Origin of the sequence: Fundidesulfovibrio putealis DSM 16056 (assembly GCF_000429325.1) — a bacterium.
Classification (GTDB): domain Bacteria; phylum Desulfobacterota; class Desulfovibrionia; order Desulfovibrionales; family Desulfovibrionaceae; genus Fundidesulfovibrio; species Fundidesulfovibrio putealis.
Genome location: NZ_AUBQ01000014.1, coordinates 80,539 through 93,562, shown reverse-complemented (window position 1 = coordinate 93,562; position 13,024 = coordinate 80,539). Strand labels below are relative to the sequence as shown.

General features: G+C 63.1%; 8 protein-coding genes and 2 tRNA genes. 4 read left to right on the top strand and 6 right to left on the bottom strand.

From position 1 onward, the window contains the following. Nucleotide 1 precedes the first annotated feature (1 nt). A complete protein-coding gene (gene der, locus G453_RS23715) occupies nt 2-1,717 on the top strand; it encodes a ribosome biogenesis GTPase Der (protein ID WP_084502271.1) in 1,716 nt (571 codons plus the stop codon). A gap of 33 nt (nt 1,718-1,750) precedes the next feature. Here der and G453_RS0111790 read toward each other — a convergent pair whose 3' ends face one another. The 5 genes from G453_RS0111790 to G453_RS23710 form a co-directional block, all read right to left on the bottom strand. Continuing rightward, nucleotides 1,751-2,314 (bottom strand): hypothetical protein, encoded by a 564-nt coding sequence (locus tag G453_RS0111790; RefSeq protein WP_043645559.1) that lies wholly within the window; start codon nt 2,312-2,314, stop codon nt 1,751-1,753. Nucleotides 2,315-2,334: 20 nt separating this feature from the next. Next, nucleotides 2,335-3,255 (bottom strand): PD40 domain-containing protein, encoded by a 921-nt coding sequence (locus tag G453_RS0111785; RefSeq protein WP_027191230.1) that lies wholly within the window; start codon nt 3,253-3,255, stop codon nt 2,335-2,337. Between the two features lie 76 nt (nt 3,256-3,331). Beyond that, the gene (locus G453_RS0111780; RefSeq protein ID WP_027191229.1) at nt 3,332-4,702 is read right to left on the bottom strand and encodes an MFS transporter; all 1,371 of its coding nucleotides are present in this window, start codon (nt 4,700-4,702) and stop codon (nt 3,332-3,334) included. A gap of 570 nt (nt 4,703-5,272) precedes the next feature. After that, nucleotides 5,273-7,231 (bottom strand): methionine--tRNA ligase, encoded by a 1,959-nt coding sequence (gene metG / locus G453_RS0111775; protein WP_027191228.1) that lies wholly within the window; start codon nt 7,229-7,231, stop codon nt 5,273-5,275. Between the two features lie 2 nt (nt 7,232-7,233). Continuing rightward, the gene (locus tag G453_RS23710; protein ID WP_051272356.1) at nt 7,234-8,346 is read right to left on the bottom strand and encodes a PSP1 domain-containing protein; all 1,113 of its coding nucleotides are present in this window, start codon (nt 8,344-8,346) and stop codon (nt 7,234-7,236) included. Nucleotides 8,347-8,679: 333 nt separating this feature from the next. Here G453_RS23710 and G453_RS0111765 point away from each other — a divergent pair. Next, nucleotides 8,680-8,755: transfer RNA gene (locus G453_RS0111765), tRNA-Lys, on the top strand. A gap of 122 nt (nt 8,756-8,877) precedes the next feature. After that, a tRNA-Lys gene (locus tag G453_RS0111760) sits at nt 8,878-8,953 on the top strand. A 79-nt stretch (nt 8,954-9,032) separates the two neighbouring features. Here G453_RS0111760 and G453_RS0111755 read toward each other — a convergent pair. Continuing rightward, a complete protein-coding gene (locus tag G453_RS0111755; RefSeq protein WP_084502270.1) occupies nt 9,033-9,659 on the bottom strand; it encodes a DUF4412 domain-containing protein in 627 nt (208 codons plus the stop codon). A 783-nt stretch (nt 9,660-10,442) separates the two neighbouring features. On the opposite strand from G453_RS0111755, the gene prsT reads away from it, so the two are divergent. After that, the gene (prsT, locus tag G453_RS0111745; RefSeq protein WP_084502269.1) at nt 10,443-13,007 is read left to right on the top strand and encodes an XrtA/PEP-CTERM system TPR-repeat protein PrsT; all 2,565 of its coding nucleotides are present in this window, start codon (nt 10,443-10,445) and stop codon (nt 13,005-13,007) included. Nucleotides 13,008-13,024 lie beyond the last annotated feature (17 nt).

Genomic DNA, 13,024 nt, shown 5'->3' with positions numbered 1-13,024 from the left:
AATGCCAGCCACTCTCGCCATTATCGGTCGCCCCAACGTGGGCAAGTCCACCCTGTTCAACCGCTTCCTGCGCAGGCGCAAGGCCATCACCCACGACCGCCCCGGCGTCACCCGCGACCGACTGGAAGGCCAGGCCGTGCTGGCTGGCGTGCCGGTGAACATCATCGACACGGGTGGCCTGACCCTGGAAGACCCGCAGGGCCTGGAAGTGGACGTGCTGGAGCAGGCGCGCCGCGCCGTGACCTCGTCGGATCTGGTGCTGCTGGTGGTTGACGGCCGCGAGGGCATCACCTCGGAAGACCAGCGCGTGGCCCAGCTGCTGCGCCAGTCCGGCAAGCCCGTGCTGGTGGCCGTGAACAAGGTGGACGGCGGCGAGAAGGAAGACCTCTTCATGGCGGACTTCCACTCCCTGGGCCTCGATCTGGCCCCGGTCTCCGCCGAGCACGGCTTTGGCATGCGCACCCTGGTGGACGACATCATATCGCGCCTGCCCGAGGTCGCGGAGCCGGAGGAGCGCATGGAGACGGAGCTCACGCTCTCCATGCTGGGCCGTCCCAACGCGGGAAAAAGTTCGATAATCAACGCCATGGTGGGCGATTACCGCATGATCGTCAGCGATCAGGCCGGAACCACCCGCGACGCCGTGGACGTCACCTTCGAGAAGGACGGCAAGCGCTTCGTGTTCGTGGACACAGCGGGCGTGCGCCGCAAGGCCAAGATCGACGACGCCCTGGAGCGCATCAGCAGCCTGACGGCGCTGGGCAGCGGCAGGCGCGCCGACGTGACCATCCTGGTGGTGGACGGCCCCGAGGGGCTGGCCATGCAGGACAAGCGCCTGATCTCCTACCTGGACAAGGAGAAGGTCCCCTTCCTCATCGTCATCAACAAGGTTGATCTCGTGGACGCCAAGGGGCTGGCCGAACTCAAGCAGGCCGTGAGCGAAGAGCTGCGCATCTGCAACCACGTGCCGGTCATCTTCACCTCCGCCGTCAAGGGCAAGGGGCTGCGCGACATCCTGCCCACTGCCCAGGCCATCCGCGCCGAATGCCATATCCGCATCGGCACCGGAGAGCTGAACCGCCTGCTGCGCGAGGCCTTGGAGCGCCACCAGCCGCCTCTGGTGAAAGGCAAACGCCCCAAATTTTACTACCTTACCCAGACGGGGACCGTCCCGGCTACCTTCGTATTCTTCGTCAACGATCCCGAGCGCATCAAGGATAGCTACGCCCGCTTCCTGGAAAACCAGCTGCGCAAGCTTTTCGGCATCCGCCACGCGCCGGTGAAGTTGCTTTTCCGGGGCAGCCGCCAGAGGAACGAGGAAGGGGAGATCGAGAACAGGCCCAGGCCCAAGCCGCAGAAGCCGGGCAAGGACAAGCCCTATCCCTCGACCTACGTGAAGCCCGCAGCGCCGAAAGCCGCCGTGGCGAAGTCCGGCGAGGCCGGTGCAGATGCGGGCAAGTCCGGCAGCGAGAAAGCTTCGGGAGACAGGCCTGACAGGGACCAGTCCCGTGGCCGGAAGCCTGCCGGTGAGAAAAGTTCGGGAGACAGGTCCGACAGGGATCAGTCCCGCGCGAGAAAGCCCTCCGCCCCGAGAACGGGCGGCTCGAAAGCTGGCGGCCAGAAATCCGGTGGGTCGAAAACCGGCGGATCAAAGTCCGGAAGCCAGAGGTCAGGCTCCAACAGGGCAGGCTCGTCGCGGTCGCGCTCCAAAGGGTAGGGGGCTCCCAGCGCCTGCCTGACGGGACCCGGATTATCGCCAGGTAAAGGCCGGGTCCACGCTGAAGGAGCGGGCCACGTCCTTGACGATGGGGTCGAACGCGGCTTTGAGCTGCTCGGCGTAGCTCAGTTCGAAGCTGGCCTGCACCCCGTGGGCCAGCAGGGTCTTTCGATAGAAGATCATCCCGTCTTTGACGCCCGAAATCACGAAGAAATCCTTCCCCAGATGCTTGTAGCTGACCTGCGCCCCGGCTTCCTGAAGAGCCTGGGCGTAGGCTTGGCCGATGCTCTCCCCGAGCACGTCGTTGAAGGACGCCCAGCAGGCCAGCCGCGCCTGCCCGTCCGGCGAACTGAAGACCTGCCCGTCGCCACTGTCCGATTCGCCTTGCCCCGTCAGGTACTTTTTAGGCCAGGCCACGACATAGCCGTACCTGTGGTTCGTGTAGCAGCCGTACACGCCGGTCTGTCCGCACACGGCGTCCAGCCGCGCGGCGACATCGGGCGAAGGCCTGCCTTGGCCTGCCCAGCCCAGGCTGCTCATCGTCAAGACCAGCGCCAGCGGAGCCAGTGCTGCCAGCACTGCATAACGTCGTGTCATGCTCACCCCTCCCTCACACATTATGGCCCGCTTGGCGGCGCAGGGTCCTCGCCGGGCGTCACTTCCCGTGGGGAGTCGCCAAGGCGCATGCTCCACACGCGAAACGGGTAGGCCGATCCGGCCTGGACGTCCGTGTAGCCTGTGAACAGAAGTCCCTGGCCGTCCGGCGTCCAGGACGGAGCGAAGGCGGTGAGGTTTTCGGGGGTGAGCCGCGTGGTCTTGCCGCTCTTGGGATCATACAGGAACAGCGCCGAGCTCAAATCCGGCACTTTCTTGTGAAAGAGCTTCGTGCCTGGGACCATCATGGAGTAAAGGATTTCCCCGCTCCCGCCAGGGCGCAGGCTGAAGCGGTCCGCGCTGGTGACGGCGTCCTGCTTTCCTCCCGTGACGTCACTTAGCGCCACGCGCCGTGCCTCTGATCCGTCAGGCTTGAAGAATCGCAGCCAGCGCATGTCCTGGGCAGTGATGAACGCTCCGTCCGGGGTCCAGGCCAGTTCAAAGAGTGAACCGTCGCCGGTTGTGGGCAGTTGCACGGGGTTTTCGCCGCTTCGCACCAGCCAGAGGCTCTGGCGTCCGTCCTCGCCCATGCGGGTGAAGGCCACGCTACGACCATCCGGCGAGAACCGGGGCGTCTGAAGATAGCCGCCCGGCTTGGCCAGCAGCGACTGTTTTCCGGTCGCCGTATCATAAACAGCGATACTGGCCTTGGCCGCGTCTTCGCCGTGCTCAACCCACACGGCCCGGAGTCCGTCCGGCGCGAGCGACGGCTGCCGCCCCTGGCCGATCTTGCGGGGCTGGCCGGATTGTCCGTCCAGGAGCATCACCGCACCTTTCAGGCCATATATGAGGGGAGTGGAGGGCTCCGCCGCAGACGCCCCATGTGCGGGCAGTGTCGCCAGGATGGCGGCGAACAGCGCGAGGCTCAGCAATCGACGGAACATGGCGCGTCCTCCCTCGGCAAACCAGTCTCGAGAGGACGATAGACCAGGGGGCGGGCGGCGTCCAGGCGGGGATGTGCTATCGCGTCTGTCGCGCAGCCCGCCAGGATACTGCCGCTGCTGCCAGGGCGGACAGGCCGAAGATGATGAAGCAGGACTTGAGCGCGGGCAGCGCTTCGGGGCCGGTCTGGCCCGTATGGGCCTCGCCCAGCACCAGCGCCAGCAGAAGGCCCGTCACCGACAGCGACAGGCACATGCCCATCCCGCGCATGGTGGACATGAACCCCGAGGCCATCCCTTTGTGGGCCGGGTCCACGCTGGACATGATGGCGTTGAAGTTCGGCGATACGAACAGCGAAAATCCCAGCCCCAGCACCACCTGCACCCCGACTATCCACAGCGTTGTGGTGTCGCTTCCGTTTCCCGTCAGCATCAGAAGTCCCGCTCCCAGCACGACCAGTCCGACCGCGCTCACCCGTGCCGGGTGCGCCATGTCCGACAACCTCCCCGCCAGCGGCGAGGCCAGCGCCTGCACCGTTGGCTGCACCAGCAGCAGATACCCTGCGTCGTGCGGGGCCATCCCCTGCACGCTTTGCAAAAAGAGGCTCAGCAGAAAGCTTGTGGAGAACGCAGCTGCGTATCCCAGCACCGAAGCCACGTTGGCCAGCGCAAACGCAGGATTTCGCCGGATGTACCCCACGTCCACCATGGGGTTGGCGTGTCCCTCCTGGAACTTCACGAAGCGCCACAGCAGCACGCCCGCCGCTGCCGAAAGCGCCGCGCCCCACCAGGACGGCTGCACCGAGAGCCCGAGGATCAGCCCCAGCATGGCCGGGATGAACAGCGCCGTGTCGGCGTAGCCCACCGTCTGCGACCGCTGCGGCCTGACTTCCTGGTAGCTTCTGAAGATGAGCGCGAAGGCCGCCACTCCCGCCGCCGCCGACAGATAGAAAATTACCCGCCAGGACAGCCACGAGGTCAGCGCCCCGCCAGCCAGAGGCCCAAGCGCTAGACCGGCAAAAATAAACGACAGGTTGAAGCCGATGGCTCGGCCCGTGCGCTCCGGCGGCACGATGGTCACGAGTATCGCTCCGCTGACCCCGAACGTCAGCGCGTCGCCCACGCCCTGGAGCGCCCTGGCGAACAGCAGCACCCCGGCGCTGTCCGCCAGCCCTGCCGTGAGCGAACTGACCGAGAACAGCACGCTGCCCGCCATGAACAGGCCCTTTCGCCCGATGAAGTCCGAGGCGCGGCCCACCGGCAGCATGCAGGAGGTGGAGAAAAGCAGGTGCACCATCATCACCATGGCCATCTCGCGCGCTGAAAAAGAAAACGCCCGCCCGATGGTGGGCATCGCCACCGACAGCGCCCCGTACAGGAACGGCGTCAGGAACGACGCCAGCCCCACGGCGATCTGCGCTTCGAGCGAACGGCGTTCGGCGGCGTCCATGATGAGTGTGGCGTCTCCTGGAAGGAGTTAGGGGAGATATGCTGGGCTCCGCCCAGACCCGGCAGGGCGCTGCCCTGCACCCGCCAGGGGAGAAGCCTCCCCTGGACCCGGCTTTCCGCTTCGCGTCGTGCGCGCGCAGTCTGCGGCGGGGCGGTGAGGCGGGGCATCCGCCGGGAACGCCCAAAGCGGCTTATCCCGGCGGCCAGCCATCGCCGAAGACGGCGATTTTCAGCAACAAAGCTGGAAATGTGGCTCGTGCTTCAGCGTTTTCCTGCGAGATGCCTGAAGCGTATCGCCTCGGGACGCGAAGCGGCTTGAGCGGGAACTGGTCACTATCCCGCCCGTGTTCTGGCGGGCGGGTGCCAAGGGCTGTAACGGTCGCGTCCTGCTCGACGGGCGACGAATCGTCTTCAAATCGATTCTAGCCCGCCGAGCAGGGCGTGAACGGGACAGCCCTCGGCACCCGCTTGAACCACAGAGTGCCGCCCTGGAATGCGAAGCTAAAAGCCGGGTCCAGGGGGAGGCTTCTCCCCCTGGCCGCCGGAGGCATCTTACTCTTATTCTTAATCTTTACGAGACGGCGCTGCCGGGCGTCACCTGCGCGGACGGGGCCAGCAGCTCCAGTCCGCCTTCGCGCTTCACGGCCAGAATCATGCCTTGCGACTCCACGCCGCGCAGCTTGCGTGGCTTCAGGTTGGCCACGACGACCACCTGGCGACCCACCAGATCCTCGGGCTTCCAGAACTCGGCGATGCCCGCGACGACCTGGCGCGGCTCGCCGTCTCCGGCGTCCAGCTTCACCAGCAGCAGCTTGTCGGCCTTGGGCACGGGCGAGGCCTCGAGAACGGTGGCCACGCGCAGCTCGATCTTCTGGAAATCCTCGAAGTCGATGGGGTCCTTGGGGCCTTGCGGGGCGGGGGCAGCAGCTGGCGCGGCCTTGGGCTTGTCGGCCTGCTTGGCTTTGGGAGCGGGCTCGGCGGGCGTGTCGGCCACGGGCGGTTCCACGCGCGGGAAGATGTTGGAGGCCTTGGCCACTTCGGTCCCGGCGCTCAGGTTGCCCCATCCTTCGGCTTCTGCGGGGAGATTGATGGAGGCGGGGTCTTCGGCGACGCCGAGCTGCGCCAGCATGGCCGAGGCGGCCTCGGGCATCACTGGCCAGAGGTGCACGGCGACTTTGCGCATGCATTCCAGCACGCAGTACATCACCGTGGCCAGACGCGAGCCGTTCTGTTCCTTGAAGAGGCTCCAGGGAGCCTGGGTGTCGATATACTTGTTCAGGCCGCGCACCAGCTCCCAGAGCGAGTCCAGGGCCTTGGCGGTCTGGAAACGCTCGAAGAGGCGCTGGTAGTTCAGGCAGGCGTCCTTGGCCAGCATCATGAGCTCTTCTTCGTCCGGCCCGCCCTGTCCGGCCTGGGGAATCTGCCCGCCGAAGTATTTGTGGGTCATGGCCAGGGTGCGGCTGAAGAGGTTGCCCAGGTCGTTGGCCAGATCCGAGTTGAAGCGGCCGCACAGGGCCTCTTCGGAGAAGGACGAGTCGTGCCCGAGGCTCATCTCGCGCAGCAGGAAGTAGCGGAAGCCGGACAGGCCGTACTTTCCGGCCAGCGAGAGGGGCTCCACCACGTTGCCCAGGGACTTGGACATCTTGGTGTCCTTGATGAGCCAGTAGCCGTGCACGTTCAGGTGCTGGAAGGGTTCCAGGCCCATGGCTTTGAGCATGGTGGGCCAGAACACGGCGTGGGGCTTCAGGATGTCCTTGGCGATCAGGTGGTTGGCGGCGGGCCAGAAGCGCTGCATCATCTCGCCGTCGGGCCAGCCCAGGGCGGTGAGGTAGTTGAGCAGGGCGTCGAACCAGACGTAGGCCACATAGTCCTTGTCGAAGGGCAGCTCCACGCCCCAGTCCAGGCGGGACTTGGGCCGCGAGATGCACAGGTCTTCCAGCGCGCCGGACTCCAGCAGGGAGACAACTTCGCTGCGGTACTGCTCGGGGCGGATGAAGTCCGGGTTGGCCTTGATGTGGTCCAGCAGCCACTGCTGGTACTTGGCCATGCGGAAGAAGTAGTTCTTCTCGGCGATGTATTCGGGCTTGGTCTTGTGGTCGGGGCAGAGGCCGTCCACGAGTTCTTTTTCCGTGTAGAAGCGCTCGCAGCCGAAGCAGTAGTGCCCGCCGTACTCGCCGAAGTAGATGTCGCCGGAGTCGTACACCTGCTGGAGCGCCATCTGGACCAGCCGCTTGTGCTCGGGGTCCGTGGTGCGGATGAACTGGGTGTTCTCGATGCCGAGCTTGGGCCAGAGGTCCTTGAAGATGGCGCTTATCTCGTCGCAGTATTCCTGGGGGGACTTGCCTGCGGCCTCGGCGGCCTTGACGATCTTGTCGCCGTGCTCGTCGGTGCCGGTCAGGAAGTGGACCTCGCGCCCCATGAGCCGGTTGAACCGGGTCATGGCGTCGGCCAGGATGGTGGTGTGGGCGTGTCCCAGGTGGGGGCGCGCGTTGACGTAGTAGATGGGCGTGGTGATGTAGAAGCGCTCCACGGCTATTCTCCGGAATCTGGCGTTGTGGTCGGTGCGCCCTCGGGGCGGCGCGATTTGGGCTTGCGTTTGCGTTTGCGCTTGGGCCGGGCCGGGGCGTCTGCGGCGGGCTGGCCTTCGGCCACGACTTCCCCGTCGTCGCCGTCGGTGGGCTCGGCAGGCATGGCGGGCAGCAGACCCTGCGGGGGCTGGGAGGCGTCCGGCGCCGGAGCGTCTGCGGCGGGCGCCGGAGCCTTCTGCTGCGGCGCGGGGCGCTGCTGTTGCGGCGGACGCTGCTGCGGCGCCTGCTGCGGGGTGATGTACGGGGTCCAGGTCTCGCCCGCGATGGCGCGCCATTCTTCCAGGGTGATCTCCCTCTCTTCACCGGATTCGGTGTAGATGGAGAGCGTCTCCGTGAAGAGGTTGGAACGCAGGATCTTCACCGGGCCCTGGCTGGTCTGGTACTTCTTGCCGATCTTGGGGCAACGGCGCTGGAATTCCTCGTAGGCGTTCTGCTCGTAGGCCAGGCAGCACAGCAGCCTGCCGCACATGCCTGATATCTTGGCCGGGTTCAGGAACAGGTTCTGTTCCTTGGCCATCTTGATGGTCACAGGCTGGAACTTGCGGATGAACCGGGCGCAGCAGCACATCTGGCCGCAGTTGCCGATGGCCCCGAGCATCTGTGTCTCGTGGCGCACACCGATCTGCCTGAGCTCGATGCGGGTGCGGTAGGCCTTGACCAGATCCTTGACCAGCTCGCGGAAATCAATGCGTCCGGGGGCCGTGAAATAGAAGACCATCTTGGAACGGTCCAGGAGGATCTCCACATCCACGAGCTTCATGTCCAGGTTGCGTTCGTTGATGCAGCGGCGGCAGTGCCGGATGGCGTCGCGGGCAAGCTCGCGGTTTTCGTCGTGCTGGATCATGTCCTCGTTGGAGGCCAGCCGCAGGATGGGTTTGATCTCGCTGGCCTGCATGTCGGCGGGGGGGGCGTCCAGCACGCTGGCCACGCGGGCCATGGCCGTGCCCTGGTCCGTCTTGACCAGCACGTATTCCCCGACTCGCACCCCGTAGGAGAGCGCGTCGAAGTAGTATATCTGGCCGTTTTCCCGGAACCTCAGTCCCAGAGTTGTGCTCATGATCGTATCCGAGTCGCCCTTAAGCGGGCGGTTGAAGATGTGTTGAACACCATACTCTAGCTCATAGTGTAACGAACTTCAAATGCTACGGGGAGGTATCGGCAGGACGGCCGGACTTGACGGGCAGGTGGCGGGCCGTGGGCCTTTTGCCGCAGGATCGGGAAGGCAGGGCATCGGGACGGGCTGGGCAACCGTGCGCAGGCTGCGTACGAGAGGTCGAGAAATGAAAATGTTCACCCTGGAAGAAAAAGTCGTTTTGATTTGTTGACAAGCATGTGCCGAATGGGTAGTTACCGCTTCCGCGCTGACGGGAACCCCGAAGGCACCCAGGGTGGGTCATTAGCTCAATTGGTAGAGCAGTTGACTCTTAATCAATTGGTTGTAGGTTCGAGTCCTACATGGCCCACCACAAATTTCAAGGGATATCAGGCGGATAGCGTGATATCCCTTTGTTCTTTCAGTTGACAGTTCTGCCTCGGATGTGTAGATGAGGTCCCGCGCTGACGGGAACCCCGGAAGCACCCTCAGAGTGGGTCATTAGCTCAATTGGTAGAGCAGTTGACTCTTAATCAATTGGTTGTAGGTTCGAGTCCTACATGGCCCACCACGAAGTTCAAGGGATATCAGGCACCGCCTGATATCCCTTTCTTCGTTTTGCATGCCTGTCGCGATCGCACGGTGTGCGATCACATGGGCGGCTTTTTCCCCATGCCCTGTCCCATTCCCGGAGGCATGCCCTGGCCCATCGCGGGCATGTTCAGGCGCTGGTAGCCTGCCGGGATGGCGAACTGCGACGGGTCCACTGTTCCCTGCCTGATGTTCCTGAATTCCATGATCATGGTTTCCGCGCCGCTCTTGTAGACGGTCCTGATGGGGTAGCCCAGCTTCTCCGCGAACCAGGCGGTCAGCTCCCCCTTCGATTTGTCCTTGAAGTCGAAGGCTTTCATCTCGCACTCCCACCCGTCGAGAGTCTCCTTTCCTATGGAACGCCACTGGCCTTCCTCGGTGCTGCCTTCCCGGATGGCCGCCGCACCCATCTGGGCCGGGTCCAGCTTCATTTCCATATACATCTTGGCGTCAGGCATCAGCATAAGGACCTTGCCCGCAGTCGGATCGGTAATCACGATCTGTCTTTGGCCTTCCATGGAGACGTCCATGCGCATCCGGAGGTCCTTCACGGAGGCCCTGCCGCTCATGACGGGTTTGCCGTTCATGGTCTGGAGCATGTCCGCTGTGAAGTCGGACGCCAAGGCGGCGGGGGCGCACAGGAGAAAAATCGCCAATGAGAAGCACAACGACGTGAACGGGTTCATGCTGGCTCCTTTCGCAGAGTTTTAAAACGGTAAGACCCAAGGCGCGCCGGGTCAAGCGCCGGGACAGGGCAGGGGAACGCGTGGCAGCCGCGCTCGTTGGAAATAGTATTCGCGCGTGGCTGGCCGGCGGATCATATATACTGTTCTGCGCGGATTGGGGCCCCGGCGTTCCGGATTCGTGCCCTCTCACAGCGCCTTGGCTTTGGACTCACGGCACGGGCGTCGCGAACATCAGGGCGAACGATGGATAACCATCTGGGTCGCACCTCGATTGTCTGGAGCACTTTGTGAGATTCAGCTATGCATGAGACGCAAATAAGGTACAATGGCGGATCGGTCGTCGAGACAGGATGCAACGATGGTCGATTTGATCAGTTTTTGCAAAAGTCCGGTTTTTTCAGATTGACATCCGTAGTAGGGTTTCCCTACATTCGAAATGTTATAATATGCTGAAAATGCAGGATAAGCACGAAGGTTTCGCCAGAGTGTCCTGCCAGGAATAAAATAGTTGTTCCGATTCGATTTCGATTTGGTTTCTCTGGGAAGCTTCTTGTGTAAATTTTGTCGAGAATCTTGTTTTATCGGACAGTCCGGAATGTCAAGACGGCGTTTTAGGGTGGATTTCAACTTTCGGCAGGTTGTGCGCTTCAGGTGTTGGCATTTAAATTCAGTGTGTTACTGGGTTTGACCCCGCTTGGCACGATCTTGGCTTAGTGTAGAAAACCATCGCGCTCCAAAGCCGTTCCGGTCGCGACGACAAACTCAAATCCCAAGGTATCGTCTATGACAGGAAGAGCATTGTGTCTGCTGCTGTTATTGTGTGTTGCCCTCCTGAACGCGTGTGGCAACAAGTCCCGTGACGAGATGATGCTTCAGGGCACCCAGCTTGTCGAAAAAGGTAATTCCAAAGGCGCGATAGTCGTCTTCAAGAACCTCCTTGAAAAGTATCCTGGGGACATCCCCGCCTCCATGGCTTTGGCTGAGGCCTACGTGGCCACAGATAAGCTTGCCCAGGCCGAAAGCGAACTGAAGTCCATCATGCAGAAGGCCCCCGCAACGCCGGGCCTGCCTGTATTGTATGCTAAGATTCTCATTGCCCAGCGCAAGCCCCAGGAAGCGCTCGACGCCTTAAAGCCCGTGCTGGATGCCCCTGGCGCCAGTGGCGAGGCCTGGGAGCAGGCCGGGCACGCCCTGATGCTCTTGGGTTGGTTCGACGAAGCCCAGCGCTCTTATCAGAAGGCCCTCTCGATCTCCGGCAGCTTGTCCAGGTCCCGGATCGGCCTGGCCGAATCCTACTTCCAGCGCAAACTGACCGACCAGGCCAAGCGCGAGATCGACCTGATCCTGGCGGATTCTCCCAAGAACCAGTCCGCGCTGCACATGCTCGCCCAGATTCAGGTTCTTGCAAACGATGATGACGCCGTCATCGAAACCTACGGCAAGATAGGGAAGTTCTACCCGGCAGACGTCAGGGCGCGTTACCTGGAAGCCTTCCTGAAGCTCTCCAAGAAGCAGGACGCCGATTACGCCATGGCCGTGTCCACCGCCCTGATCGGAGAATTCCCCAAGGCTCCTGAAGGCTACAAGCTCAAGGGCCTGGCGTACCTCGCCAAGAACGAGGGCGCCCTGGCCCTGGAACCGCTCCTGACCGCCCACAAGCTGCGCCCCGACGTAGACACCAACCTGTTCCTGGCCCAGACCTACCAGGGACTCGGCAACCTTGAGACGGCCGTCAGCCACCTTCAGTCCATCCTTTCGGCAAAGCCCGACCTGGAAGGCCCCAGGCGCATGCTGGCTTCCATCTACCTGCGTCAGAACCGCCTGGACGAGGCGATCGCCGAGACCCAGAAGGTGTTCGAACTCTCTCCGTCGGACCTCGGCGGCCAGCGCATCCTCGCGGACGCCCTGGTTGCGAAGAAGGAATACGACAAGGGCCTGGAGCTGTTCACCAAGATGAGTGAGCAGCCTGGATCCCCTCCGGTGATTTTCCTCAAGAAGGGCATGCTGCTGGCTATGAAGGGCGACAACGCCGCTGCTGAAGTCGACCTGCGCAAGGCGGTCGAGGCCGGAGGCAAGACCCTGGAGCCGCGCCTGTACCTGTCCTCCTTCCTGGCAGGACAGAACCGCATCGACGAGGCAGTCGAGGTGCTCCGCTCGGGCATGACCGAAGGAGCCGGGGCCGCCCTCGCGTACAACGGCATGGCCAAGCTGCGCCTGCGCCAGAACAAGCTCGACGAGGCCAAGGAACTGCTGGAAAAAGCCAAGCAGTTCGAACCCAAGGTGCTTATCACCTACTACAACCTGGCAGCCATCCAGGCCGCGACCGGCAACCTCGACAAGGCCGTCGCCGAATTCGAGGCGGCCCTCGCCGTGGCTCCCGATGACCAGCGCGCTCTGACCGGCGCTGCCGGCGCCTGGGAAACCCAGGGCGATCTTGTGAAGGCCCAGGCCCTTCTGGAGCGCGCCGCCAAGAACCACAATCCCCAGGCGTCACTGGCGCTGGCGTCGTTCTTTGTCAGGCGCTCCGACAACGCCAGGGCCATCGTAGTCCTGGATGAAATGCTGGCCGCCAATCCCAAGGACATTCAGGGCTGGCTCACCAAGAGCCGCATCCATTCCATCATGGGCGACCAGGAGAAGGCCCTGTCCTCCCTGGGACGAGTCGAGACCCTCAACCAGAGGCTCGGTCTCCTGGAAAAGGCCAAGTATTATCTCGCACAGAAAAATACCGCCCAGGCGCTCGAGGTGGCTCAAAAGCTTCGCAGCATGAACACCCGTTCCGGCGACTACGCCCTGCCTCTTGCGGAGATCCAGGAAATGGCCGGTCAGGCTGACGCTGCCAAAGCCACCCTGACAAACGTTCTGCGCGACGATCCTGCCAATCCCCGCGTGCTGACCTCCCTGGCCAATATCGAATCCCGCGCCAACAACACCGCTGAAGCCCTGGCTCTGTTGGACAAGGGCATCACGGCTGGAATGGATCCCGCATACGGCAACGCCCTCAAGGGCGTTATCCTTCAGCAGAAGGGCGACCTCAAGGGCGCCCAGGAACTGTACGAAAAAGCCCTTCGCTACCAGGAGCGCCAGGCATTGGCCCTGAACAACCTGGCCATGATCTACGCCGACCAGGCGGGTCAGGCGACCAAGGCCCTGGAACTGGCGGTCAAGGCTTACACCCTGGAATCCAACAGCGCATCGGTGATGGATACGTTGGGTTACGCGCTTTTGAAAAACGGTCGCGCCAAGGAAGCTGTGGTGGTCCTTGAGCGTGCAAAGAAGTTGATGCCCAACAGCAAGGACATCGACAAGCATCTGGAGATGGCGCGGGCAAGCGGACCTGCCTCGTAGAAACCGGCTGGAAAGAT

Coding starts and splice junctions, on each gene's coding strand:
- der (WP_084502271.1), top strand. CDS start 2: ATGCCAGCCACTCTCGCCATTATCGGTCGCCCCAACGTGGGCAAGTCC.
- G453_RS0111785 (WP_027191230.1), bottom strand. CDS start 3,255: ATGTTCCGTCGATTGCTGAGCCTCGCGCTGTTCGCCGCCATCCTGGCG.
- G453_RS23710 (WP_051272356.1), bottom strand. CDS start 8,346: ATGAGCACAACTCTGGGACTGAGGTTCCGGGAAAACGGCCAGATATAC.
- prsT (WP_084502269.1), top strand. CDS start 10,443: ATGACAGGAAGAGCATTGTGTCTGCTGCTGTTATTGTGTGTTGCCCTC.
- G453_RS0111755 (WP_084502270.1), bottom strand. CDS start 9,659: ATGAACCCGTTCACGTCGTTGTGCTTCTCATTGGCGATTTTTCTCCTG.
- G453_RS0111790 (WP_043645559.1), bottom strand. CDS start 2,314: ATGACACGACGTTATGCAGTGCTGGCAGCACTGGCTCCGCTGGCGCTG.
- G453_RS0111780 (WP_027191229.1), bottom strand. CDS start 4,702: ATGGACGCCGCCGAACGCCGTTCGCTCGAAGCGCAGATCGCCGTGGGG.